At 61.8% G+C, this 24,061-nt stretch carries 22 protein-coding genes and 1 pseudogene; 11 read left to right on the top strand and 12 right to left on the bottom strand.

The annotated features are described in order from the left end of the window. Window positions 1–188 precede the first annotated feature (188 nt). The gene (locus tag FEZ60_RS03815) at window positions 189–1,046 is read left to right on the top strand and encodes an aspartate/glutamate racemase family protein (RefSeq protein WP_172935541.1); all 858 of its coding nucleotides are present in this window, start codon (window positions 189–191) and stop codon (window positions 1,044–1,046) included. A gap of 703 nt (window positions 1,047–1,749) precedes the next feature. Here the strand turns inward: FEZ60_RS03815 and FEZ60_RS03810 are convergent. Both FEZ60_RS03810 and FEZ60_RS03805 read right to left on the bottom strand, forming a co-directional pair. Next, the gene (locus FEZ60_RS03810) at window positions 1,750–2,688 is read right to left on the bottom strand and encodes an SMP-30/gluconolactonase/LRE family protein (RefSeq protein WP_033232007.1); all 939 of its coding nucleotides are present in this window, start codon (window positions 2,686–2,688) and stop codon (window positions 1,750–1,752) included. 56 nt (window positions 2,689–2,744) lie between these two features. Then, the gene (locus FEZ60_RS03805) at window positions 2,745–4,280 is read right to left on the bottom strand and encodes a long-chain fatty acid--CoA ligase (RefSeq protein WP_172935540.1); all 1,536 of its coding nucleotides are present in this window, start codon (window positions 4,278–4,280) and stop codon (window positions 2,745–2,747) included. A 346-nt stretch (window positions 4,281–4,626) separates the two neighbouring features. On the opposite strand from FEZ60_RS03805, the gene FEZ60_RS03800 reads away from it, so the two are divergent. Further along, window positions 4,627–5,511: a hydroxymethylglutaryl-CoA lyase gene (locus FEZ60_RS03800; protein ID WP_346343322.1), complete on the top strand. Its 885-nt coding sequence runs from the start codon at window positions 4,627–4,629 to the stop codon at window positions 5,509–5,511. On the opposite strand, the gene FEZ60_RS03795 is transcribed toward FEZ60_RS03800, so the two are convergent. Next, entirely contained in the window at window positions 5,437–6,210 is a 774-nt protein-coding gene (locus FEZ60_RS03795; RefSeq protein ID WP_052683547.1) for a GntR family transcriptional regulator, read from the bottom strand. The two genes, FEZ60_RS03800 and FEZ60_RS03795, sit on opposite strands and share 75 nt — an antisense overlap. Before the next feature lie 133 nt (window positions 6,211–6,343). Between FEZ60_RS03795 and FEZ60_RS03790 the strand changes: the two genes are divergently transcribed. Then, window positions 6,344–7,558, top strand: coding sequence for a CaiB/BaiF CoA-transferase family protein (locus FEZ60_RS03790; RefSeq protein WP_172935538.1), 1,215 nt, complete (start codon window positions 6,344–6,346; stop codon window positions 7,556–7,558). A gap of 84 nt (window positions 7,559–7,642) precedes the next feature. Here the strand turns inward: FEZ60_RS03790 and FEZ60_RS03785 are convergent, their stop codons facing one another. From FEZ60_RS03785 to FEZ60_RS03765, 5 genes are all read right to left on the bottom strand, one after another. Then, the gene (locus FEZ60_RS03785; RefSeq protein WP_172935537.1) at window positions 7,643–8,707 is read right to left on the bottom strand and encodes a DUF4236 domain-containing protein; all 1,065 of its coding nucleotides are present in this window, start codon (window positions 8,705–8,707) and stop codon (window positions 7,643–7,645) included. Window positions 8,708–8,716: 9 nt separating this feature from the next. Further along, entirely contained in the window at window positions 8,717–9,349 is a 633-nt protein-coding gene (locus FEZ60_RS03780) for a TerD family protein (RefSeq protein WP_172935536.1), read from the bottom strand. 153 nt (window positions 9,350–9,502) lie between these two features. Continuing rightward, on the bottom strand, window positions 9,503–9,799 hold the full coding sequence (locus FEZ60_RS03775) for an antibiotic biosynthesis monooxygenase (protein WP_045067782.1): 297 nt from the start codon (window positions 9,797–9,799) through the stop codon (window positions 9,503–9,505). A 44-nt stretch (window positions 9,800–9,843) separates the two neighbouring features. Then, entirely contained in the window at window positions 9,844–10,482 is a 639-nt protein-coding gene (locus FEZ60_RS03770) for a carboxymuconolactone decarboxylase family protein (RefSeq protein ID WP_172935535.1), read from the bottom strand. 21 nt (window positions 10,483–10,503) lie between these two features. After that, window positions 10,504–11,070: a VOC family protein gene (locus FEZ60_RS03765; protein ID WP_033232013.1), complete on the bottom strand. Its 567-nt coding sequence runs from the start codon at window positions 11,068–11,070 to the stop codon at window positions 10,504–10,506. Window positions 11,071–11,271: 201 nt separating this feature from the next. Between FEZ60_RS03765 and FEZ60_RS03760 the strand changes: the two genes are divergently transcribed. From FEZ60_RS03760 to FEZ60_RS03745, 4 genes are all read left to right on the top strand, one after another. After that, window positions 11,272–11,658, top strand: coding sequence for a nuclear transport factor 2 family protein (locus FEZ60_RS03760; protein ID WP_033232014.1), 387 nt, complete (start codon window positions 11,272–11,274; stop codon window positions 11,656–11,658). Then, window positions 11,655–12,839: an acyl-CoA dehydrogenase family protein gene (locus FEZ60_RS03755; RefSeq protein ID WP_172935534.1), complete on the top strand. Its 1,185-nt coding sequence runs from the start codon at window positions 11,655–11,657 to the stop codon at window positions 12,837–12,839. Before FEZ60_RS03760 ends, FEZ60_RS03755 begins: the two co-directional genes overlap by 4 nt. After that, window positions 12,830–14,206: a phosphotransferase family protein gene (locus FEZ60_RS03750; protein ID WP_172935533.1), complete on the top strand. Its 1,377-nt coding sequence runs from the start codon at window positions 12,830–12,832 to the stop codon at window positions 14,204–14,206. The genes FEZ60_RS03755 and FEZ60_RS03750 overlap by 10 nt, the downstream gene beginning before the upstream one ends. Before the next feature lie 118 nt (window positions 14,207–14,324). Continuing rightward, a complete protein-coding gene (locus FEZ60_RS03745; RefSeq protein ID WP_095886317.1) occupies window positions 14,325–14,966 on the top strand; it encodes a TetR/AcrR family transcriptional regulator in 642 nt (213 codons plus the stop codon). A gap of 114 nt (window positions 14,967–15,080) precedes the next feature. On the opposite strand, the gene FEZ60_RS03740 is transcribed toward FEZ60_RS03745, so the two are convergent. Further along, window positions 15,081–16,238, bottom strand: a complete 1,158-nt coding sequence (locus tag FEZ60_RS03740) for an acyl-CoA dehydrogenase family protein (protein ID WP_172935532.1) — start codon at window positions 16,236–16,238, stop codon at window positions 15,081–15,083. Between the two features lie 385 nt (window positions 16,239–16,623). After that, window positions 16,624–16,950 (bottom strand): annotated as a pseudogene (locus tag FEZ60_RS03735) (transglycosylase family protein); the annotation flags it as partial. A gap of 824 nt (window positions 16,951–17,774) precedes the next feature. On the opposite strand from FEZ60_RS03735, the gene FEZ60_RS03730 reads away from it, so the two are divergent. After that, on the top strand, window positions 17,775–18,179 hold the full coding sequence (locus FEZ60_RS03730) for a hypothetical protein (RefSeq protein ID WP_172935531.1): 405 nt from the start codon (window positions 17,775–17,777) through the stop codon (window positions 18,177–18,179). Window positions 18,180–18,556: 377 nt separating this feature from the next. Continuing rightward, on the top strand, window positions 18,557–20,206 hold the full coding sequence (locus tag FEZ60_RS03725) for an NAD-dependent malic enzyme (RefSeq protein WP_172935530.1): 1,650 nt from the start codon (window positions 18,557–18,559) through the stop codon (window positions 20,204–20,206). Between the two features lie 195 nt (window positions 20,207–20,401). Here FEZ60_RS03725 and FEZ60_RS03720 read toward each other — a convergent pair whose 3' ends face one another. Next, window positions 20,402–21,067, bottom strand: a complete 666-nt coding sequence (locus FEZ60_RS03720; RefSeq protein WP_051730327.1) for a TetR/AcrR family transcriptional regulator — start codon at window positions 21,065–21,067, stop codon at window positions 20,402–20,404. Window positions 21,068–21,186: 119 nt separating this feature from the next. Between FEZ60_RS03720 and FEZ60_RS03715 the strand changes: the two genes are divergently transcribed. Further along, the gene (locus FEZ60_RS03715) at window positions 21,187–22,581 is read left to right on the top strand and encodes an MFS transporter (RefSeq protein WP_172935529.1); all 1,395 of its coding nucleotides are present in this window, start codon (window positions 21,187–21,189) and stop codon (window positions 22,579–22,581) included. A 256-nt stretch (window positions 22,582–22,837) separates the two neighbouring features. Here the strand turns inward: FEZ60_RS03715 and FEZ60_RS03710 are convergent, their stop codons facing one another. Then, window positions 22,838–23,287 carry a hypothetical protein gene (locus FEZ60_RS03710; protein ID WP_233363884.1) on the bottom strand — a complete coding sequence of 150 codons (450 nt, stop codon included), beginning with the start codon at window positions 23,285–23,287 and terminating at the stop codon, window positions 22,838–22,840. A gap of 490 nt (window positions 23,288–23,777) precedes the next feature. Here FEZ60_RS03710 and FEZ60_RS03705 point away from each other — a divergent pair, with 490 nt between their 5' ends. Next, complete coding sequence (locus FEZ60_RS03705) at window positions 23,778–24,023, top strand: hypothetical protein (protein ID WP_116103285.1); 246 nt, start codon at window positions 23,778–23,780, stop codon at window positions 24,021–24,023. The last annotated feature ends 38 nt before the right edge of the window (window positions 24,024–24,061 follow it).

The following is a 24,061-nucleotide window of genomic DNA, read 5'->3' as shown; positions in this document are numbered from 1 at the left end:
ACGCTGTTGAAACCCGGGCAGTGCGATTTTCGCACTGCCCGGGCTTTGTTGTATCTGTCTGTTACGCAATCTTTTTCGCTGTTCTGGAATATCGGAGTCTATTCTTCACAGTAGAAATGCTTTCTGATAGCCTCGTCACACGAGTCGCCGGTAGTGCCTCACATCACCCATGAATCAAGGAGCGTCAGTTGACCAAGCGGATTGCCTACGTGGAGTTGAAGACCAGTCAGCAGTCGAGTCCGGTCCCCGAGCATCTGATCGCGCCCGGCTACGCCGTCGACTTGGTGCAGACGGAAATCCGGGTAACCCCCGTTGACGCAGCAGACCTACTGCTCTCCGATGTCGCCTACGGGGAGGCCGCGATGCGGGCCGCTCGCAACGGGTACGACGGCGTGCTGATCGGCGGCGTACCGGACTACGGTCTGGCTGCAGTACGCGCGACCACCGATATTCCGGTGGTCGGCAGCGGCGAGGCCAGTCTCCTGGCAGCAGCGGCGCTCGGCGAAAAGTTCAGCATCGTCACGATCTGGCCGGAAACGATGGACTTCGTTTACGATCGCCTCCTTCGTGATAATCCCATTGGGCGGCAGTGCATCTCGGTACGTTACGTCTCGACACACGCCGAGCAGAGCACTCTGGCCGAGGAAGACAACTTCCTCACCCAGATGAAGGCCGGGCGCGAGCACATGATCGAGCGCATCCTTGCCGAAATCGAGCTTGCGGTGAAGGACGGCGCCAAGTCGGTCATCCTGGGCTGCAACTGCATGAGCCCGGTCGCCGAAATCCTCGCTGCCCGCTCGAGTGTCCCCATCGTGGACCCGACCACGGCCGGCTACCGGCAACTCGAGACGATGATCGCGCTCGGCTTGCGCCCGGCACGGGACCCACGGGTGTCACTGTCGGAGCGAGCGGATCTCTTCGCCGAGATGGTGCAGGCTGCGGACCTCTCGCTCGGGGCAGAGCAGGAAGACTGCCCCGTGTGTGTCCTTCACGACGATGGCACCGCGTCGTGTGACCTGCCGGCAAACGTGCCCGCCGAAGTGTAGGGCGGAACCCGAATTCGACGCGGCTCTCCTCGCAGCGGACCCAGGCGAATTGCCCGCACCGACTTCCATCCCATACGAACTAGACAATCCCGACGACGCCAAAGACCTGCGGTCATATTCGACCGCAGGTCTTCCGTGGTTCGGGCACACATCGAGGTCCTGCACACCGAGTTCTACTGAGACCGCGGCTGTCGGGGGGCTATGACAAGATCGGTGACATGACTCAATTCAGGCGAGCGTGCATGGTACGGCGGGCGGTGGGCGCGGAGCACCAACCGTCGCCCCGATCCGTCCTCATCCGGGGGTAGCGGTCGGGGCGCACGAACGTGAAAGGCGCTGCCTTGTCCCGAACTGATTCACACGCACCGCTGTGGGTTCGCATCACTCGCCGTGAGTTGGGTGTCGAACCCGCCCACGATCACCGCGATGGAATCTGCGATCTGCCGCCTACCCCTTCATCCGATTGGTCGCCGCGGTCGCCGGGCACTTGCTATTGGACATTCGCATACACCGGAATCCGGATCTGCTCCTGTTCACTCTGCTACGACAGTGCCGGCCGCCGAAATGATCTCCAGCGGGAACGGCGCAACGCGGCATCTCGAATCTCGGCTGATCTGCGGCGTTGGCGGATCGGAGACGCCGCCGCATTCGACGACATCTCCACGCCTCGTCGCCGCCGCGATTGGTGGTGACGGTGCGACCGTCAGACCAGTGAAGCCTGGTTGTTGAGAACCAGACCAGCTCGGGGCCAGTCGAATCGGAGCAGTTTTCCGGTACTCGACGCGGTGACGAATGCCGTGCGCATGTCGTCACCGCCCCAGCAGATGTTGGTGATGCCCGGGTCGCCGTCGGTGTCGATGCTGAGGAACTCGATCAACTCGCCGTCCGGACTGATCACACAAATGCCGGGCGTAGCCAGCGATGCGACGCAAATGTTGCCGTTGGCTTCGACGCCCAGTGAGTCGAAGTAACGGAAGTCGGGTGATCCCCAGAGGAAGTTGCCCCCGCCAGAGCCGGCGAGCGTACGGCCACCGACGATCTCGCCGGGAGCGGTAACGTCCCACCACCAGACCCGCGCGGTGAACGTCTCACTGACGTAGAGGCGTGTGCCGTCGGGGGAGAGGCCGATTCCGTTGGGGCCATGCATTTCTGAAGCAACGAGGCGGATCGACGAACCGTCGCTCGTGCCGTAGAAGAGGCGGCCGTGATCGTTGCCTCGGTCGTTGCTCTTGCCGTGGTCCGTGAAGTAGAAGCCACCGTGCGCGTCGAAGACGATGTCGTTGGGACCACGGAGCGGGATGCCGTCGCACTCGGTGTACAGGGTCTCGATCTCGCCGGTTTCGAGATCGACAGCTTGAATGCTGCCGCCGGTGTAGTTCTCGGGGGTGCCGCCGGCGAAGACGTATCCGTACGCCTCTGTGGCGATCATCCCTCCGCAGTTCGCGATGTATGCGCGACCGTCGGGGCCGATGGCGGTGCCGTTGGGGCCGCCGCCGACCTCCGCGACCACAGTGTTGGTGCCGTCCGGGGTTACTCGCGTGAGCGTTCCGCGGTGAATCTCGACGACTAGTGCGTCGCCGTTCGGCAGTGCAACCGGGCCCTCCGGAAATTTCAGTCCGGTGGTGACAACTGTGAAAGACATCGGGTGCTCCTCGGTTCGTGTACTGCGGGAGTGGTTGTACTGCTGGGGTGTTGGCGTCAGTTGGATGCGAACTGATCACGCAGGACGTTCTTGCGGATCTTGCCGCTGACGGTTTGCGGCATTTCGTCGATGAAGATGACCTTGCGGGGCTGCTTGAATGCAGCGAGTTGCGAGCGGCAGCTGCTGACTACGTCGTCTTCGGTCAGCGTGGTGCCGGGCTTGCGGACAACGACGGCAGTGACAACTTCGCCCCACTTGTCGTCGGGAGTTCCGATGACCGCGGCCCCGAGCACATCGGGGTTGGTGTAGATCGCGTTCTCGACCTCGCTCGAGTACACGTTCTCACCGCCGGAGATGATCATGTCCTTGGCTCGATCGACGATGTAGAGGAACCCCTCGTCGTCCTGACGGGCGAGGTCGCCGGTGTGGAACCAGCCGCCCTCGAATGTCTGCGCGTTCGCCTCGGGATTACCGAAGTAGCCCTTGGTTACCTGGTCGCCCTTGACGACGATCTCACCGATCGTGCCTGTGGGGCAGTCGTTTCCGAGTGGATCGACGACACGGACATCGACGAGGGACATCGGCTTGCCGACGGCGTCGAGCAGGTGCTCTTCCCCATGAGCTGCCCTGATGTGTGCAGCCTTGTCGAGCGTGAGCATATTGCCGCCGAGTTCTGTCATGCCCATGCCGGCGTAGACGACGGGCCCGAACCGGTCGATGGTCTGGCGCAACACATCTGCCGGGATTTTCGACGCCCCGTAACCCATCCACTCCAGGCTGCTCAGGTCGTAGTCGTTGATCTTCGGGTGTGTCAGCAGCATTTGCATCATGGTCGGAGCGAATCCGCCACTGGTGACGCGGTTGTCCTGCACCAACTGCATCCATCGCTCCGGGTCCCAGCCCGACATCATCACTACCGAGCCGCCACGGAACTGGTGCAGCGGGGTCAGGTAGCCCGCGATGTGGCACAGGGGCATGGCGTTGAGGAAGCAGGTTTCGGGCTTCGGGTCGTATTCGATCGCCGACTGGATCAACGCGGTGTTGAGGTTGCGATGGCTCAGCCGGGCCCCCTTGGGCTTACCCGTTGTTCCACTGGTGTACAGGATCCACGCATCGTCGTCTTCGCTGATCTGCAATTGCGGGGCAATGGTCGACGCGGACTGGAGGACGTTCTCGTAGGCCGTGAAGCCTGTGGCGGGGTCTCCGATCACGATAATGTGCTCGATGCTCGTGAGCTCGGATCGATAGTCGGCAATTACCTCGAGATACTTCGACTCCACCATCAGCACTCGGGCCCCGGAGTCGTTGAGGATCCAGACCCACTCTTTTGGGTGCAGGCGGTAGTTGAGCAGAGTCAGGACCATGCCTGCAGCCGGGACGCCGTAGTAGGCCTCGATGTACTCGAGATTGTTTTCGGACAGCAGCGCAACGCGATCGCCAGGGGCTGCGAGGCCGCTCAAACCGTTCGCCAGGCGCAGGGCGCGCTGGTGGAGCTCGCCATAGGTCCGGCTATCGGATCCGTCATCCATCGCGAGTGCAGTCTTGTGGGGAAAGCGAGCGGCGTTCCGCCGTAGAAGATCGCTGTACAGCATGTGGGGCTCCAGTCGAAACGAGGCCAGGCGGCCAGGAATTGCACACAATCTAACTCAAGAGTGCCACAGATCACAAGTGTGTGCACCGTGCGGTCGAATCAAGCTGTCCGATAGTTGGCAAGTTGAATGAGGGGCGACTTGAGCGATGATTCCCGAGGTCCGCCACTCCACCGGCCATGGCCACGCACGTGCATTTCCGCGACTGTCAGCCACGACGGATTGCTTGTGGGTGAGGTTCCGGTCAGGTCCCGATCCATTACCTCGCGGTCGTGCACACTTGTTTGTATACAATAATCGTGGTCGGTGCAGATTTTGCCGAGCAGTGTTCAGACGAAAGGGATTTGCCGTGGAGATCGTGGAGGTGAGCCCGCGCGACGGGCTGCAGAACGAGGCGGTGCACGTTTCGACTGCGGACAAGATTGCGCTGATCGAGCGCGCCATCGCTTCCGGTCTGCGGCGCATCGAGGCCACCAGCTTTGTGCATCCGGCTGCTGTACCGCAGATGGCCGACGCGGAGGCTGTCATGGCAGGGGTGCCGCGTCGTGCCGATGTCTCGTACAGCGGCCTCGTACTCAATCGCCGGGGCTTCGATCGTGCCGTGGCCGCGGGCGTGAACGAGGTGAACTGCGTCGTCGTGGCGTCGGAGACTTTCAGCGAGCGCAATCAGCGAATGTCGGTCGCGGACTCGGTGCATATTGTGCGCGATCTTGTCGACGATGCCCGCGTCGCTGGTGTCGGGGTAACGGTCACCATCGCAACCGCATTCGGTTGTCCGTTCGAGGGTGAAGTTTCCGAATCTGCAGTTCTTGCCCTGGTCGAGCAGATAGCTGAGTTGGGAGTGGACGAGATCGCGTTGGCCGACACGATCGGGGTGGGTGTACCCGCCCAAGTCGCCCGACTGTTTTCAGGGACCGCGGCGATCGCGCCGGGAATTCGGTTGCGCGCCCATTTTCACAACACTCGCAACACCGGATATGCCAACGCTGTCGCAGCTATCGACTCGGGGGTGACGGTGCTGGATTCCTCGATCGGCGGGATTGGCGGATGCCCCTTCGCGCCGGACGCCACCGGCAACATTGCGACCGAGGATCTGGTTTATCTCCTCGATCGCAGTGGTATTGCCACGGGCGCTCTGCTGCCCGAGTTGATCGAGGCGTCAGACTGGCTCGGCGGGGTACTCGGCGCTCAGGTTCCCGGCCAGCTCGCCCGGGCCGGCGGTTTCCCAGGCTGAGACGCCGAACAGCTCGTCCACCTCGTCACTACTGGTTGCTGCGAGGTGGGCGAGAAGTACGTCGCGCCCCTGGAGGACGTGTTCGTGCATCAAGGCGGACGCCCGGGGGCCATCGCCGGCGACAATCGCGTCGCGTATGAGCTGATGGAACAAATGTGACCGCTCGGTCTGGGCGCGATCGTATTGGCGGAACGCCTGGAAGACCAACGGAACGTCAGTGGTTCGTTCAAGCAGGCGGCTTAGCCGCTCATGCTTTGCCGCGGCCATGATGGCCCGGTGGATTTGGCTGTTTGCCGTATCCACCGCCCGAACCCGTTCGACGGCGTCGACCGAAGTGAGGGTCAGTGCGAGTGCAAAATCCTCGATGCCCGCGTCGAGAATCTTCTGCGTGGCAGGGTCGATGCGCTCGGCCGCCAATTCAGCGGCGTATGCCTCGAGGCGGGCGCGAAGTCCGTACAAGTCAGACACATCTTCCATCGACAGGGTTCGCACGATGGCTCCCCGGTTTGGCTCGCTGAGCACAAGCCCTTCGGCTTCGAGTCTGCGAAGTGCCTCGCGGACAGGTGTGCGGGACAGCGAGAACTGCTCGGCGATCCGCTGTTCGATCAGGCGCTGGCCGGGCTTGTAGCGTCCTTCGACGATCGCCTGGCGGATTTGAGAGTAGGCGGCCTGACCCGGTGCCTGCGGTGTGGTTGCCACGGTGCCTCTTCGTTGTATGTGGGGTTGATGCACAGCAAAGCCTATCCCGTCGACAATACGATTTTTGTATGCAGGAGTGGCGAGTTCCGGGCAGATTATCGATTGAATGTCGCGGATTGTGTACAATTTTGCCATGACTACAACTTCCGGGCCGCTCAGCGGCCTGCGCGTGCTCGAACTGGGAAACTTCATCGCCGGTCCCTTTGCCGGGCAACTCATGGGGGACTACGGGGCTGAGGTACTCAAGATCGAAGCGCCCGGGTCCGGCGACTCGATGCGGCGGTGGGGTGTCACGATGGAAGGCGAAAGCCTGTGGTGGCCTTCGATTGCGCGGAACAAGAAGTCGGTTGCAATCGACCTCCGTCAGCCCGACGGTCGCGAGTTGGTACGCAAACTGGTCGCCGAGGCCGACATCGTACTCGAGAACTTCAGGCCGGGCACGCTTGCGAAGTGGGGGATGGACTACCAGTCACTCGCGGAAATCAACTCACGCATCATCCTTGTTCACGTCTCGGGGTTCGGTCAGAACGGGCCACGCTCGACGGACGCCGGTTTCGGCAGCGTCGGTGAAGCGATGGGTGGAATCCGCCATACGACGGGCAATCCCGGTCTACCCCCGACCCGCGTGGGCATTAGCCTCGGCGACTCGTTGGCGGCACTGTTCGCGGTGATCGGGACCCTTGCCGCAGTCCACGAGCGCTCGGTCAGTGGCCGAGGTCAGGAAGTGGACGTAGCGATCTACGAGGCAGTGGCTGCCCTGATGGAATCGACAATGGCTGACCATGAAATCGGTGGCATCACCCGTGGACGCACCGGATCGGTTCTGCCGCGCGTTGCACCGTCGAATGTGTATCCCACGTCGGACGGAGCCGAGGTGATCATTGCCGCCAATGCCGACACCGTTTTCCGCAGGCTTTGCACTGCAATGGACCGCGCCGAGTTGGCCGATGATCCGAAGTTCGCGGAACACGGGCCGCGAGGCGAGAACATGGCCGAGATCGACGCCATCATCGGTGCTTGGACATCGACGATGAGCGGCGATGTGTTGTTGAAGACCATGGAAGACAGCGGAGTTCCGGCCGGCCGGATCTACACGGCCCCGGACATGCTCGCCGATCCGCACTATGCCGCGCGAGAGATGGTAGTCCGTCTCGTCAACCAGTTCGGTGTTGCAGTTCCCGCCGCAGGCGTTGTACCCAAGTTCTCCCGGTCACAGACTGCAACTCCCGAGCCCGGGCCGGGTTTGGGCGAACATACCCGCGAAGTTCTCGCCGCACTGGCCGGTATCGATGACGGCGAATGGGCCGACTTGCAGTCGGCTGGTACCGCTGTTCAGGCGCGCCGCTGACATGAAGTTCTCGTCTATGTCGTAGATGTCTGGGTGGGCCTCGAGCGTAATCGCTCGAGGCCCACCCCGTATCAGTCCATCCGGCTAGGGCAGCGCTGCGAGCGCTTCCTGCAGGCCCGGGTAGGTGGGGTCTTCGGCGAGAACTTTCTCGATGCTCTTGCGCGCGGCGGCTTTCCGGTTCTGGGAGAGGTCGACTTGCGCTCGTTCGAGCAGCGCACGATGCCGTACTTCGGAAGCGCGGGAGCGCACCCGCAGTGCTTCCTTGAAGCTTTCGCGCGCGGCCTCGATGTATCCGAGTTGTGCGAATGCTCGCCCGCGCAGCGCGAACAGCAGTGCGGTGGCGTCGTCTTCGTTGGTGACGCCGTTGGTCAGATCGACGACCTCCTGGTGCCGGTCGGCGGAACTGTAGAGGTCCGCCAACGAAAGTGCTGCGTGGGCTGTGGGGGTCGCGTATTCGACTGTCCAGATCGCGGCGGGGAGGTCGCCGGCGCTTTGGTGCAGTTCGGCGGCGGCAAGGATAAGTACGTCGTCACTGATGCGCAGGGCAGCTGTGACACCGTGGACGATCTGTACCGGCCACCTGCGTTCGGCGAGGTATCGCTGCACGAACGGATCCGCGGACAGGTCGACATGTTGGGCGACGACCCACCCGAGTAGCGAACGCGCTCGTTGGGCGGCGGCAGGGTTGGTGTCGGCGAATTCGAAGTGCAGCAACCCTTCCAATGCCGCGGCGAGGATCCGTATGTTCGGGGCTACGTGCTTGTGGCGTTGGGCAACGCCGACGTAGTCGGCTGGTGTCCGAGAGTGCAGGATCTGGAACAGTTCGCGCTCCCCGGCCGGTGCATGCGGAGGCGGCATCGGTGGTAGGGGCGGTACGGGTGGGAGCTGGGGAACCGGAGCTGCCGCGACAGTAGGGGTTCGGCGGCGGGGTGCGGTCGACGTACTTGTCGATCGAGATCTGTTGCCGCCGACCGTCGATTGATGCGAGAGCCCAGTACCGGGCACCGACAGGGTGCGGCTGACGCGGCCGTTGGCGTGCTTGGTGATTCGGGCGCCCTTGACGCCTGCGGAGTAGCCGATGCCGCTGCGACTGACATTGACGCGGACACCGGGGACGATCTGGATGCTTTTGCGGAATCTGAAACCCATGATCGGCTCCTACAGTTCGTATCCGGCAGGGACCGGTGGGTTGGACCAGTCGATGGGCGGCGGGCCGTTGACTACCGGTGCGGCGGCGGGCTGCGAGGTTTGGGCTTCGATGTTGTCGTCGACGGTGACACCGAAATCGCGAGCCAAACCGGCGAGCCCGTCGTGGTAGCCCTGACCGACCGCGCGGACCTTCCAGCGGTGGTCACGGCGATAGATTTCGACGGTGACAGCGGCGGTTTCGCTGCTCCAGTCGTCGATGGTGAAAGCGGCCAGTGCGCTGCCGACTGCGTCGTAGACGGCGATGTCGGCCCGTCCCAGGTCGGCGAGGGTTGCCGGCGCCGCCGCATCGAGACTGAGGACGATCGCGATGCGCTCGATCTCCGGATCGAGGCGCTGCAGGTCCACGGTGATGCAGTCCTCGACGGAAGTTCCCGCACTTCGTTTTCCGGCGTAGCGGGTGGAATCGTCTCGCGACTCGGCCTGGTTGTAGAACACGAAATCGAAGTCACCACGCACCTTCCCGTCGGGGGTGAGCAGGAGTGCTGATAGGTCGGCGTCGAGCGCTGGTCTTTGGTGCCATGTGCAGCGCACAGTGACGTCGGCCTGATCGAGTGGGGCATTCTGTCCCTTGCTCAACTGCACGTGATGCGCTCCCTGGTCGTACCGGCTTCAGCTACATCAAATCAGGGGGACCGTCATGATTGCTAACGGGTCGCCGCACGACGACGAGGGTCTCCGGTCGTGATTTCACGACCGGAGACCCTCGTCGTCCGGCAATCTGAGCCCGAGTTTCGATCACACCTGCGGGTCGACGGTTCCCGTCGTCAATGACGGTGCACCTGCGAGCAGCGGGCCGAGATCAGTGATCGCTCCCTCGCCGGCGCGGAACTTGCGGTACTCGGCGTCATGATCGGCCGATTCCCAGGTTTCGATAAATCGCCACGTGGTGGGATTCTTGCTGTCGACGACTGTCTTCACGGAAATGCAACCGGGGAATGCTCGCGTTTCCTCGAGCACTCGCGTCATCACCGTACGTGCGGAGTCGAGGGAATCCGGCTTGAATGAAAGTTCCAGGATGGCAACAAGTTCCATGTTCAGTCCTTACCTAGTAGATGTCCTTGATGAAGACTAGCGGGTCATTCTCCGGCAAGGTCGGCAGAGAGGTCGGCGACTACGACGCCCTCGGGTATTCGGACTTCTTCGATGAGTTCGGGGCGGTCGTCGAATTCGAGTTTCAGAGCCCGGCAGATGGTGGCGTGCATGTCGTACATGCAGGTGATGTACGTCAGTTCCATGATTTGCTTGTCGGACAGGTGCGCCTTGAGGACGGCAAAGACCTCGTCGGGTACGCGGCCGCCGTCGTAGACGAGTCCGTCGGTGTAGGCGAGGACGGCGCGTTCGATGTCGGTGAACAGGTCGCTGATCTGCCAGTGGGGTAGGGCCGAGATTTTCTCTTCGGTCATGCCGAGTGAGCGCATCTGCTTGCAGTGCTGAGAGAAGACGAACTGGCTGCCCCGTGCGTATCCGGCGCGGGCCTGACCTAGTTCGCGCAGGAGCGGGTCGAGGTCTGCGTTGCGATACAGGGCGAATCCTCGTACCGCGTGGCGGAAGACGTCGGGGGATTGGGCGAAGACGGTCCACCAGTCGCCTGGGGTGGCGTGGATGGTGCCGTGATCGACCGCGGGGTCTTTGTCGGCGCCGAACAGGCGGTCGTAGAAGAAGAGGATCTTCTCGTCGGTAACCTCGGCGCGGGGGATTTCACGAAGGCGGGGCATGAGTGGATCCTTTCGGGATGATCAGGAAGCGCTGGGAACGTTGCGGTCTGCGGCAGTCTTCGGCGTGTGTGCGACGTCAGATTCGGTGAATTCCTTGGTCCAGCAAGCGAATTCGAGAAGTACACCATCGGGGTCCTGGAAATAGAATGACCGGACGAAGGTGCCTTCATGGATCTCTCGCGACGCACCCTCCGGGCTGTCGTCGTGGTTGAGCGTGATGCTCAGTGGCACGCCGTCGGCCTTGAGCCGCTTGCGGTACTCGTCGAACTTCTCCGGTGGGACGGCAAACGCGACGTGATTCATCGACCCGACAGCGCTGACGAGCTCGTCCCGGTCAGGCAGTCCGGCGGGGGCGGAGATTCCGGGAACAGCGTCGGGTGCATCCGCCAGCCAGAAGAACGCCAGCGTGTCGCCGTTTCCACAATCGAAGAAGAAATGCTGTCCGAGGTTGCCGGGAAGATCGAGCGTCTTGACCAGCGGCATACCCAGAGTTCCCGAGTAGAAGTCGACGGTGCGCTGCATGTCCGAGCACACAAGCGCGAGATGGTTGATTCCGCGGAATTCGAACTTCGGATTGGTGACGGTCATTGCGGGCCTTTCTGGGGTGAATCGGTGAGAGCGGGACGATAAAGTGACTTGACAGTCATGTCATGTTCTTGGATAGTTTGTCCATGAGTAAGTCATCTGTCAACACCTCACTCAGGGCGGGCGAGGTGGGGGACCGTACGGATTTCTCCGTCCCGGTTATGGCTTGTGTGTTGTAACTGCCTCGAGGAGAATCATTTTCGCATGAAAGACTTCGCAGATCGGTTCTTCGCCGCAGTCTCCGGTGGCGATGAAGCGACACTCACCGAACTGTATGCGCCGGACGCGCGCATCTGGCACAACGACGACGGACAGGAGCAGACCGTCGAGGAGAACCTCCGCACGTTGCGGTGGCTCTCCCGCACTCTCGCAGACTTTCGCTACGAGGACGTCCGACGCTACGTACTGCCAGACGGATTCGCGCAACAGCACGTCGTACGCGGCACCCTCCCCGGACACGGCCCCCTCGAGGTGCCGGCCAGTCTGTTCGTCCGCGTCGAGAATGGGCGGATCTCTCGGATCGACGAGTACGTCGACTCGGCCGCCACCCGGCCCCTGCAACTCGCTGCTGCCACAAGGAGGCACCCATGACTGTGAACCAACCCGAAGGCGATATCGCCGAACTGCGCACTCGGTTGCGCGCATTCATCGACGACGAGGTGATCCCCGCAGAACCCGTCCTCGCGAAAGAGGACGAGGTTGCACACAAAACACTCGGGCAACTGCGCTCGCGCGCAAAGGAACTGGACCTGTGGGCGCTCGGGCACCCGGCAGACGTCGGCGGTGGGGGAGTTCCTTTCCTCGACTTCGTGTTCCTCAACGAAGTCATCGGCAGATCCGAATTCGGCCAGCTGGCAGTCGGCTCGGTGTCGATGCAGGACACTCTGATGCTGCACAAGCATGGAACCGAAGAACAAAAGCAGCGATGGATCCCGCCGATCGTCGCGGGGGAGTTCCTGCCGTCGGTCGGTTTGACCGAACCGGACACGGCTGGCTCCGATCCCACGCTGATCGAGACTCGCGCGGAACTCGACGGCGACACGTGGGTCATCAACGGGCACAAGTGGTTCACCACCGGGGTGGCAGATGCGGGGTACTGCTCGGTATTCGCTCGAACCGAGCCGGATTCGACGCCGCGGCATTCCCGGATCAGCGCGATCATCGTGCCGACCGACACGCCAGGATTCGAGATCGTCCGCTCGATACCGACCATGGGGCACGATCCCAGCGATCACTACGAGGTTCGTCTCACCGATGTCCGCGTTCCGTCGGCTAACCTCCTCGGCGAACGGGGTAAGGGCTTTGTCGTCGCTCAGGACCGACTGGGCCCCGGCCGGATCTTCCACTGCATGCGCTGGCTCGGCCAGGCGCAGCGCGCATTCGAATTGATGTGTGAGCGCGCGAACACCCGCTACGTACACGGGTCACTGCTCGCCGAGAAGGGCGAAATTCACCGGTACATCGCGGAATCCGCAGCGCAGATACACGCAGCCCGCCTGATGACCCTCGACGCGGCCCGTGTGATGGATGCCGGCGAGGATGCTCGCATCCAGATCGGTCTGGTGAAGTTCTGGGGTGCTCGGATGCTGCACGACGTCGTCGATCGCGCGATCCAGGTGCATGGCGCACTCGGACTGACCTCCGACACACCGCTCGAACGGATGTACCGACAAGCACGTTACGCGCGCGTCTACGACGGTCCGGACGAGGTGCACCGCATGTCGACCGCACGTCGACTGCTGCGCGATCCAGGCGCAGCGCCATGGCTGTGACTCATGCCGCCAGCAGCCTTGGTGACGGAATCCGCGTCGCACTGAGCGACGCCTTCGGCGACGAGATCACTGTCGGGGAACCCCGACAGTTGACCGGCGGTGCGAGCCGTCAGATCTGGGCGATCGACGTTCGGGGCGTAGATGGTCAATCGCAGGACGTTGTGCTGCGCCGGGACCCACCCGGGCACGGCGACGCAGACCGGATGCGGGCAGAGGTGGCATGCCTGCGGGCGGCCTCCGCAGTCGGGGTTCCGGTTCCCACCGTCCTCGCATCAGGGGACACGGCACCGGGCATCGATGCTCCGTATCTGGTGATGGACATGATCGTCGGTGAGTCGATCCCGCGTAAATTGCAGCGGGATTCCGCGTTCGACGAGGTGCGAACGCATCTCGCCGACGCCATGGGTTACGTGCTCGGACAGATCCACCGTGCGGACACCGGCACTCTCGGGATGCTCGACGCCGGCGACCCGCTGGACGCGATCGAGGCCGTGTACCGGGATTTGGAACAACCTCGCCCAGCCGTTGAGGTCGGACTGCGCTGGCTTCGGGAGAATAGGCCTGCCAGGCGCCCGAATGCTCTGGTACACGGTGACTTTCGACTCGGGAACGTGCTTGTCGACGGCGGGGGAATCCGCGGCGTGCTGGACTGGGAACTCGCCCATCTGGGTGATCCGATCGAAGACCTCGGCTGGCTCTGCGTGCGTGCGTGGCGGTTCGGCGCGGAGCCGCCGGTTGCGGGCATCGGTACGCGCGAACAGTTGCTCGACGGTTATGAACGCGCCGCGGGAATCCGGCCGTCTGAGGCTGAACTGCACTGGTGGGAGGCGTACGGCACGCTGCGGTGGTTGGTGCTGAGTCAGTTTCAGTCGCAGCGGCATCTGAGCGGCGCCGAGAATTCGATCGAACTGGCCGCGATCGGGCGGCGAGTGTGTGAGTCGGAGTACGACCTGCTCCTGATTCTCGGTCTGCTCGACAACATCGAGTCGCTACCGGACGTCGCGGTGCCGTCGGTGCACGACCGTCCGAGCTTGTCGGAAATTCTCGAACTCGTCACCGGCACTCTTCGCGATGATGTCGCCCCAGTGCTTGACGGGGCGCATGAACGGGAGCGGTACCTGCTCCGCATCTGCGTCAACCTGCTGGGGATAGCGGGACGGGAGCTCAGTGCCGGAGATCGCACAGGCGAGGTGACGGAATTGCTTGCAGCACTCGATTGCACATCGGAAGCAGATCTTGCCGATCGAATTCGTACCGGCGCCGTCTCGTACGCGGATACTGCCGTCCGCCAGTTGATCTCGACTGCCGTGCTCACTCGGCTGCGGGTGGCGAACCCCCGCCACGTGCTCCGTCCGTCGCAGACCTGATCCCGGACCAGGCTCACCCCCTCCAGTGCTACGTGGCTACGCTGGAGGGGTCGAGCGGGTGTGTCCACCGAGGGAACATGACTTGACAGTCATGTCAGTTTATTGGACACTCACGAGGGTGAGCAAGTCATCTGCCAGTACACCTTCCGTACCGCCACCCGCTGACACCCTGACCGCGCGGGGTCGAAAGACGCGCGACGGTTTGCTCGATGCAGCGCGCAAGGTCTTCGAGGAGGTCGGGTTTCTCGACACTCGAGTCGAGCAGATAGTCCAGGAAGCCTCCGTCTCCTACGGGACGTTCTACCGGTACTTCGAGTCGAAAGACGATGTGTTCCAGGAGCTGAGCATCCGGCTCTTCGAGGACGTACACCGCCGTGAACCTCTCGACTCCGACCTGTCGCCGGCCGCCAGGCTCATCGCAACCAACCGGTTGTACTACCAGGCATATCGCAGAAACGCGAAGTTGATGGCCATCGTCGAGCAGGTCGCGACGTTCAATGCCGAATTTCGCGCACTTCGGCACGAGCATCGTCGACAACTGATCGAGCGAACATCCCGTGCAATCGCTCGTTGGCAGGACCAAGGCCACGTTCGTGAGTCACTCGATCCGGTGATGGCTGCCCGCGCCATGTCCGCGATGGTCGACCACACGCTGTATTTGTGGCTCGTTCAGGGCGACGAAGCAGATGAGGAGATCTTGCTCGATACCCTCGATCAGATGTGCATCGGGGCGCTCGGCCTCGATGTTGCCTCCACATAGCCCTCCACATAGCCCTCGCGCATCGATCCTCACGGTGTGGATTCACCGTGAGGGATCGATCCGTGGTCACGTGAGCGTCGTGCGCATCAGTCGATCTCGTTGCGGGACAAGGTGTCACTGAAACTCGGCGGCGATGTCCCGGCCGATGATTTCCTTCATGATCTCGGTAGTGCCGCCGTAGATGGTCTGGATCCTGGAGTCGACGTAGGCGCGGCCGATCGGGTACTCCATCATGTACCCGTACCCACCATGCAACTGCACGCAGCGGTCGACAACACGCTTCTGAAGTTCGGTCGCCCACCACTTGCTCATCGACGCATCCACTGCCGTGAGCTCACCGGCATTCAGTGCGAGAACGGCGCGGTCGATGTGGGATTCGGTGACCTCGATCTCCGTGCGCATCTCCGCAAGGGCAAACCGGGTGTTCTGCAGATCGCCAATCGGCTTTCCGAATGCCTTTCGCTCGAACACGTAGTTCTTGGTCCACTCGTAGGCAGCGCGGGCAGCCACGATTGCAGACACTGCAATGGAGATCCGCTCGAGCGGCAGGTTCTCCATCAGATGAAGGAATCCCTTTCCTTCGGTACCGAGCAGGTTGTCGGTGCGAACGCGCACGTTCTCGAAGACCAGTTCTGCAGTGTCCTGAGCAGCCAGTCCGACCTTGTGGAGCTTGCGCCCGCGGGTGAATCCGGGAGTGTCACGTTCAACGGCAATCAGAGAGAAGCCCCTCGACCCCGCCTCGGGGTCGGTCCGGCACACGACGATCACAAAATCGGAGTGGATCCCATTGGTAATGAACGTCTTCTGGCCGTTGATCACCCACTCGTCGCCGTCCCGTACCGCAGAAGTCCGAACTCCTTGCAGATCCGACCCAGCGCCGGGTTCGGTCATCGCGATTGCGCCGATCACCTCACCACTCGCCATCCGGGGCAGCCAGCGGGCCTTCTGCTCTTCCGTGCCCAGATGCAGGACGTACGGGATGACGATGTCGTCGTGCACGCTCAACCCTGAGCCGAACGATGTAGTGGCCGTGCGGGCGATCTCCTCGAAAACAACATTCCGGAACCGATAGTCGGTGACGCCCGCACCGCCGTACTCTTCGGGAACACTGAGGCCGAGGATGCCGGACGCGCCGGCGGCGAGCCACGCACTGCGGTCGATGAGCCGATCCTCTTCCCACTTCGCGTAGTGAGGTTCGATCTCACGGGCCAGGAATTCGCGGACGGTTGCGCGGTAGTCCTCATGATCAGCTTCGTAGTGCTTGCGTTGCATCGGGTATCTGCCTCAGTCTCGGTGTTGACACATAGGGTGTTGCTGAAACCCGGCCTGGGCCGGGTGATTTCGTTGTAGCGGAAGGTAACTCGAACAAGAGTTCGGGCCGACTGATCGGCACATCCTTACCTGGGGTCGGCCATGAATCTCATCCAGTCACAGCCACCCTATCTAGCGCACGCTAAGTGATTCTAGCGTGCGTTGATTTACTCCGTCGACGCAGTCGGTGGCCCGTCGGCAATCGGACAGTGTCGACGCGCCACGACGCTGAATATCACTTGCGACTCTCCCGAGACGAGATGTCGGTAGAACGAAACTGCCCGGTGACCGTCGGATTCGACGGTCACCGGGCAGCGACGCAATACGTAAGGGGTGGGGATCAGCGCAGGTACTGTCCGCACACCGGCCATGCGCCGGCACCCTGACCTGCGAGGACGTTTTCCGCGACACGTTCCTGTTCTGCCTGGCTGGCGGTGTGTGCACTGCCCGAGCCGCCGTAGGCCTGCCACGTGCTCTGACTGAACTGAAGTCCGCCGTAGTAGCCATTGCCGGTGTTCGCACCCCAGTTGCCCGACGATTCGCATTCTGCGACGCCCGACCAGTCGTGGCCGGCAGCAGATGCGGTGCCGGTGCTCAGGCCGAAGACTCCGGCAGTGAGTGCGCCGGCGGTAGCGACGGAAGCAAGGACGCGAGTAACAGTGTTGTTCTTCATGTAAATGAATTCCTTTCAATTTCCGCCAGCGGAGGACGGTGACCGTCTCAGCTCCCACCACAAAGGGATGTTGTCGAATCCGAATCACGGGGTGGGGCTGGCGGTGGCGATCCGGTAATGCCCGGTTGCTTGGGCTCACTCCAAGGTAGGGGACTATCACGGATTGGTCACGGGTAGGCGTGTCGGTGCCTGTTTGTGCAACGTATGTGCATCAGAAGGTGTTATTGCAGGTCGATCGCCGTTATTCGGGCCCGCAGAGCGTTACAGAATTAACCTGAAATGTGATGTATGTCATAACGATGACGGTCTTCAATGGCCCGAAATATGCCCGTTGAGGGTGAAAAATGACGCGGAATCGACTGTTTCGAGGTTCAAATTTAGTCGACCGACCGACCAGATTTTCGTTGCAGGACAGAAGAATTGGCGTGGATCGATCTCGTGCGTCCGCAGATGCTTTGGTACGAAGTGTCGCGGCGGCGGAGATTCTCTCGCGGCGACAGGGTCGTGTCCTCGACAGCCGACACGGCTAGAGTTCGTCGCGATCGGTCGATCCGGTCTACCCGTCGACACATCTTTGTCGGACACTAAATCGCACAGATCTGCTGAAATATCCCCAAGGCATGTTGTCAGTTTTCAGAAGACGACTGCACGCTCGGCGAAAGCGTGATCACCGAGTCGTTCCCCTGTCTGACTGCTGAACCTGGAGTCCGGGAATTGACCGGTGTTCCTTTCGAAGCCACTGCGTCCATTAATCGTTTCTTCCTGAGGCACTTAGTGTTGAGACACTTCGTTGATGTTGTGCGGGGATGACCAAGGGGGATGAAGTGTCGAAGATCGTACGGTTGCTCGACAGTGAGGTCGTTCAGCGATGGGCAGCTACGGTCGCCACAATCGGATTCTCCCTCTCTGTTCTTCCTTCCCGCGTGGGTCAGGCTGCCGAACACCCCTCAGTGTGGAACTGGGTTGTCGTCGTAGTCGTAGTGGGAGGCATCGTTTCCTTCGCGGTTAATGCCGTCGCTATGTGGCGTAAGCGTTTGGCCCGAGGAACCAAGCCTGATCACACGTTTGTTGCACCCGAGGATGTTCCGTTCTTGGATGTGGAGTCGGCGATCGAATCGACAACGGACCGGATCTCGGCGATCAAGGCGTTGCGTGAACAACATCGGGGTCTCGGATTGAAAGCCGCTGCGGATCTCGTCGACGCAGCTCTCGATGAACGAAGCGAATGACCGGAGCAGCACTCGGTAGCCGCCCGCCGAGCTGACTCGTCCCAGATTCGTTCGGTTCTGGTGCAGTGATCAGTGAGACAGTCCCAGATTCGATCTTGGTCTCAACAGATCAACGCATCGATGGGGCCTTCCATCCTTGTCAGGTGTAAGGCCACATCGTCAGTATGGAGGCGCAGACAGATTGGTCAGCTGCCGAATCCGAAGAGGTGGCGTTCACACTGCGAGCAACCCTGATACGCCAGCCGGGACAGTTCAGTCAACCTGTGGGCAGCGCAGCGACTGCGGGGTTAGATTTGACTCCAATTGAGGTCAGTCATTGGCGCCGGACTGTCACCTGAAGGGTCCACTGGCGGTCCTCCCGACGGATGGGGGAGAGCATGGATGAAGCAAAGAAGATTCTTCGCGACGATGCGGTGAACCGGGGAACTGCATTCACGCAAGAGGAGCGTGCATCACTTGGCCTGGTAGGGCGGTTGCCATCAGCGGTCGAGACCCTTGATCAGCAGGCGAGACGCTCATACGCACAGTTGCAAAAGCAGTCAACGGATCTCGCGAAGTACATCTACCTCGATTCGCTCCACGAGCGCAACGAAGTCTTGTACTACCGCGTGATTGCGGATCACCTCTCGGAATTGCTGCCCGTCGTGTACGACCCGACCATCGGGGACGCGATCGAACAGTGGTCACAGGACTACCGCCAGTCGCGTGCGGTGTACCTGTCGATCGATCACGTCGACGACATCGAAGTTGCCTTCGCCACACTGGAATTGGGTCCGGAGGATGTGGACCTGATCGTCTGCTCCGACGCTGAGGAGATCCTCGGGATTGGGGACTGGGGCGTCAACGGTACCGACATCGCCGTGGGGAAACTGGCGATCTACACCGCCGCAGCCGGCATCAACCCCAGTCGCGTCATCGCGGTGAATCTAGATGTGGGGACAAGCAACGAAGCGCTCCTCAACGACCCGTTCTACCTTGGGAACCGACACAGTCGCGTCCGGGGGGAGAAGTACGACAAGTTCATCGGAACCTACCTCGAGACAGTGGAGAAGCTCTTCCCGAAGGCACTGCTGCATTTTGAGGACTTCGGCCCCTCCAATGCCCGCCGTATCCTCGTAGACCACGCAGACAGGTACCGCATTTTCAACGACGATCTTCAGGGAACCGGCGCCATCGTCATGGCGGCGGTCATATCGGGGCTGAAGGTCACCAAACAGACGTTCGCGGATCAACGACTTGTCATCTTTGGCGCTGGCACCGCCGGCACGGGCATGGCCGACCAGATCTCCGCCGCGATGAGCCGCGCCGGGCTCAGCGATGACGAGGCCCGCGCTCGAGTGTGGCTTATCGACCGCGACGGCTTGGTCACCGACGATATGCAGGACCTGCCCGACTACCAGCAAGCCTATGCCCGGCCAGCACACGAAGTCGCCGATTGGGGCGGGCGCCCTATCGACCTTCTGACGGTGGTCCAGCACGTCAAACCCACCATCCTGATCGGCACTTCGACCGCGCACGGAGCTTTCACGCAGGACGTCGTAGAAGCGCTCAGTGGCGGGGTAGAACGCCCCATCTTGCTGCCGCTCTCGAACCCGACCAGTCGTATAGAGGTCATGCCCCAGGACGCCATCTTGTGGTCCAAAGGGCAGGCGTTGATGGCGACCGGGATACCGATCGAACCGGTCGAATACAACGGCGTCACTTATCGGATCGGTCAATGCAATAACGCTCTGCTCTATCCAGGCCTAGGCCTTGGCGCGATCGTGTCCGGTGCTCGTCACGTAACCGATGGCATGCTCCTTGCAGCTGCGGTCGCGGTCGCCGGTCAGGTGGATGTCTCGGAGCGGGGAGCGTCCCTTCTCCCCGACGTCGAAAACCTTCGTGCCTCGTCCGCGACGGTGGCTGTGGCGGTCGCGAAGGCAGCAGCCGATGACGGCGTCGCCACCGTGACCCACGACGACTTGGTGCAGGCCGTTCAGGATGCGATGTGGCTGCCTGTGTATCCGGCCACCCCTCAAAACAGCTGATCCTGGACAACTCAGATAGGCAGGTTGCCGATTTCTCCTAAGGGCGAACAACGCGTCGAGATGCTGCGTTAATCGGTTGGCTATGGGAGATGAAGTTGCATCCGGGTGGCGGCACACCGCCTCTCGGCGCGAGGCTCGGCGTGTTGACTACCTGGCACGTTGTCGCTGTTGAGGCATGGCCTGGTGTCAGTGCCGTTAGGCCGGGCTACGCAGGTATCCGTCGATCAGTATGTCGAGGCCTTCGAGATAACCATCGGTCGTCGTCCCGGCCGGCCAGTCTTCGAGCACCTCGTTGAGTACGGGTAGTTCCGCGGGCCCGATTTCTCGGATCTTGATCGCAAGAGGTGACACGCTGCCTTCGGGTCGCGCGCTGTCGTCATAGATGTTGAGCAGTGCGCCGAGCGTGTAGTTCCACAGCGCTCGGTAGACCAACAGTGCGCGGCGTGGAGACATGCCCAGTTCGACACACGCGGCCATGGCTCGATCGACCAGGACGACGGCGCCGCTACCGCCGCGCCCACCGCGCTGAAGCAACTCGATGATCCAGCGCTCCGATGCCAGCGTTTCGAAGATCGCGGTGAAGATCAAGCGAATCCGCTCGACCTGATCCTGTGGCAGGACCAGCGAACCGAGGTCTTGTGAGTACGCATCGAGAACCGCGCTGATCAGCTGTTCCTTGTCGCCCACGTGTCGGTACAGCGCCATCGGTGTGGTGCCGAGCGACTTCGCCAACGCTCGCATGCTCAGTGCGTCGGCGCCGCCGGACTGAAGTTGCCGTTTCGCCTCTTCGACTATCTGCTCCGACGTGATCGTCGGGGGACGTCCGAGCCGCGGCGATCTCGGTTCCATCTTTTCGGCCATGCATCGATTGTGCGCGCCCCTGCTACGGCGCTCTCGCCCGGGGAACCCCTTGCATCTCGGTCGTCAGCAAGGTAAACCTAACTACTTATGAGAACATGTATACAAATGAGGTGCCTGCAATGACAACATCAACACGGGCGGTAGCCGCGCCTGCCCTGATCCTCACAGCCGCCGCGGCAGCACAGTTCCTGGTCGCCTTCGACATGTCGGTCATCAACGTCGCGCTACCCGACATCCAGGAATCACTGAACTTCTCCGACGCCGGGCTGTCCTGGGTCGTCAACGCGTACGCCCTCGCCTTCGGCGGATTGCTGCTTCTCGGCGGCCGACTGTGCGATGTGATGGGCACTCGCTGGGTTCTGGTCGCCGGACTTCTGCTGTTCGCCCTCGTCAGCATCGTCGGCACCTTCTCGGTGTCCGCCGAGATGCTTGTCGGCGCTCGGGCACTTCAAGGCGTCGGCGCTGCGATGATCGCGCCGGCCGGGCTCGCCGCCCTCAGCCAGGCCTTTCCCACCGGACGCGCCAGGGCCAAGGCATTCGGCATCGGCGCAATGTCATCAGCACTTGGCGGTGCACTCGGTGTAGTACTGAGCGGCATTTTGACCGAAGGACTCAGTTGGCGATGGGTGATGTTCGCCGGCGCACCGGTGGCCCTGATCGCCGCAGTTGCCGGTACCCGCGGCTTGCCTGCCGGCCAAGCCGCTAGAGGCGGCTCCCTAGATCTCCCCGGCGCCATCTTGGCGACGGCCGGAATCACCGCCCTTGTCGGCACCGTCATCGCCACTGAATCACATTCCTGGACTTCGGGTTACGTGCTGGGTGGATTCGCGCTCACGATCGTCATGCTGACCGCCTTCGTCGCGGTCGAAAGCCGCTGCGCCACACCACTGGTACGACTGTCCACCCTCCTTCGACCCCGAATCGGACTGGCCAACGCCATCATGTGCCTGGTGTGCGCGGCACAGTTCAGCGCGTTCTTCTTCGTCTCGCTATTCCTGCAACGCGGACTGGGCTATTCGCCGACCACCACCGGTCTGGCGTTCCTGCCCTTCTGTTTCGGCCTGGTCATAGGCATCCTCGCGTCCACCAAACTCCTTCCACGCTACGGAGTTCGACCGCTACTCGTAGTCGGAACAGCGGTCGCAGCAATCGGGACCTTCATCTTCTCGACCATGAACCTCGACAGTCCCTTCTGGGCCGTCATCCTGGTGCCTTCGCTTCTGGCGAGCATCGGCATCGGCCTGTCGTTCATGCCGCTCAGCAACGTCGCCACCGCCGACGCTCCTCCCGAAGAAGTCGGCATGGCATCCGGGCTGCTGAGCACGTCGCGTCAGATCGGCGGTTCACTCGGACTAGCTGTTCTCGTGAGCGTCGCCGCGTCCTCGACGGCACGCTCGGACAGCGCGCCGACCGAAGCACTGGTTTCCGGATACTCCCAAGCCCTCTTCGTCTGCTCCGGCCTACTGCTGGCCGGTACCCTCCTGTCCTTCTTCTTCCCACGAATGGATCGTTGACCTCAGATGTTCACCACCCGAACCGCATTCGGCATCGTCTCGGCACTTCTCCTCACCGTCGCCGGTGCAAGCGCGTGCAGCAGCTACTGAGAACTTGATCGACGACGACCTGAGGCTCGAGAACTGACTTCACTTCCCGGCGAGTGATCGAACATGGCGTGGGAACCGATCAACAGTAAGTCCGAGGTAACCCAGCGCGGGGACGCAACTGAACGTTGTGTTGACGAATTTATGAAGATTATGTCCTGCGGTGCGGTCAGGAAGTGGGTGGCGGTTGCTTTGAGGATTGTTGGAGGAAGGGGCGCGGCCAGGCACCTAGAGCAAGCACGGCGAGGGTTGTCTGAATGATGCCGGTGGCGAAGTAGATGCCGTGCAGCGGCGACCAGACGAGGATGATGGCGATTTCGACGAAGACCCAGATCATCATGATTAGGCCGGCTGCGGCATGTAGACCCCACGCCAGTGCGAACCTGCCGTACTGAGCAACGAGCGTGGTTGCCTGGCTTCCGCCGACGATCACGCCGAGGATGATGCCTGGCCAGAAGTAGGAAGTGAAGATGGTTCCTTGGATCCATTCCGGAGGGAGGCCGAACCCGCCACCAATGGTTAGTCCAGCCATTCCGAGGAGGGCGGAGAGCAGGTTGAACCATGCGACGACGGACAGGCTGATTCGGAGCGGGCGCGGAGGGAGCGGCGCTGGTTTCATGACTGTCACGATAGAATAATGCCGCTCATGCGACGCATCCGCTATTTAGTGGGTTGGTTCAGTTGCCGTGGCTGTAGCTCATGTTCCGATTATCCCAGGGTTTCTACTGCTGCTCAGGGCATTTCGGGTGTCCGGCAGGAGAAACTATCCAGTTTGTCGATGGTCAAAACGAACACCCAAACCCGTAGAAATGATCTGAGAGCGATCCGGTTAAACAGGCCAAAACGTGGCGTGCCGTGGCTGTGGCTTCACAATGTTCGGGGCAGATTGTGCGCTTGCTCGTCCGGCATCGTCAGATTCGTGATAGCCACGTAGGTGTCGGGAGCGTAGGTGTCGGGCAGCGGGTTTCCGCACGTTCCGTCAACGGGAAGAGCGGCCCTTACTGAGTTTCCTGCGTCATCGACCAGCCACATAGCGGGAGTGGGAATTGTGCCGTCGGTAGGGCATTCGCCGAACCACGGTCGTTTGGTCGAAGCGCGACTAAGTTAAGTTGCTCGACTACCGCGACGAAGTTGCCGAGCCCGCTGGTCTGGCGCACAAGTGCGCAGCCGCAATCGTCGGTGTACCCGCTGAATTCGCACACCACTGCCGACGTCGGATGGAAATCGTCGGGAATCGTTCCGGGGCCGGCAACGGATCTGCTAACGGCACCGGTGAGCGCGCTGGCACCGGGCTCACCGAGGACACCATGCGCAATCGCCGCATAGCTCACACTATGGGCAACTACTGGCATTGAACTCATATCCCGAACGCCACACCAGGGGAGTGCTAATG

The organism is Rhodococcus sp. MS16 (assembly GCF_013277795.1).
GTDB classification, from domain to species: Bacteria; Actinomycetota; Actinomycetes; order Mycobacteriales; family Mycobacteriaceae; genus Rhodococcus_F; species Rhodococcus_F globerula.
The sequence above is the reverse complement of the archived record's forward strand: the minus strand, read 5'-3'. Positions and strand labels throughout refer to the sequence as shown.

Excerpts from the sequence above, each read along its gene's own strand:
- FEZ60_RS03810 (WP_033232007.1), bottom strand. The coding sequence starts at position 2,688 with ATGTCTTTCACAGTTGTCACCACCGGACTGAAATTTCCGGAGGGCCCG.
- FEZ60_RS03805 (WP_172935540.1), bottom strand. The coding sequence starts at position 4,280 with ATGCTGTACAGCGATCTTCTACGGCGGAACGCCGCTCGCTTTCCCCAC.
- FEZ60_RS03790 (WP_172935538.1), top strand. The coding sequence starts at position 6,344 with ATGACTACAACTTCCGGGCCGCTCAGCGGCCTGCGCGTGCTCGAACTG.
- FEZ60_RS03785 (WP_172935537.1), bottom strand. The coding sequence starts at position 8,707 with ATGGGTTTCAGATTCCGCAAAAGCATCCAGATCGTCCCCGGTGTCCGC.
- FEZ60_RS03775 (WP_045067782.1), bottom strand. The coding sequence starts at position 9,799 with ATGGAACTTGTTGCCATCCTGGAACTTTCATTCAAGCCGGATTCCCTC.
- FEZ60_RS03770 (WP_172935535.1), bottom strand. The coding sequence starts at position 10,482 with ATGCCCCGCCTTCGTGAAATCCCCCGCGCCGAGGTTACCGACGAGAAG.
- FEZ60_RS03765 (WP_033232013.1), bottom strand. The coding sequence starts at position 11,070 with ATGACCGTCACCAATCCGAAGTTCGAATTCCGCGGAATCAACCATCTC.
- FEZ60_RS03760 (WP_033232014.1), top strand. The coding sequence starts at position 11,272 with ATGAAAGACTTCGCAGATCGGTTCTTCGCCGCAGTCTCCGGTGGCGAT.
- FEZ60_RS03755 (WP_172935534.1), top strand. The coding sequence starts at position 11,655 with ATGACTGTGAACCAACCCGAAGGCGATATCGCCGAACTGCGCACTCGG.
- FEZ60_RS03750 (WP_172935533.1), top strand. The coding sequence starts at position 12,830 with ATGGCTGTGACTCATGCCGCCAGCAGCCTTGGTGACGGAATCCGCGTC.
- FEZ60_RS03740 (WP_172935532.1), bottom strand. The coding sequence starts at position 16,238 with ATGCAACGCAAGCACTACGAAGCTGATCATGAGGACTACCGCGCAACC.
- FEZ60_RS03725 (WP_172935530.1), top strand. The coding sequence starts at position 18,557 with ATGGATGAAGCAAAGAAGATTCTTCGCGACGATGCGGTGAACCGGGGA.
- FEZ60_RS03720 (WP_051730327.1), bottom strand. The coding sequence starts at position 21,067 with ATGGCCGAAAAGATGGAACCGAGATCGCCGCGGCTCGGACGTCCCCCG.
- FEZ60_RS03715 (WP_172935529.1), top strand. The coding sequence starts at position 21,187 with ATGACAACATCAACACGGGCGGTAGCCGCGCCTGCCCTGATCCTCACA.
- FEZ60_RS03710 (WP_233363884.1), bottom strand. The coding sequence starts at position 23,287 with ATGAAACCAGCGCCGCTCCCTCCGCGCCCGCTCCGAATCAGCCTGTCC.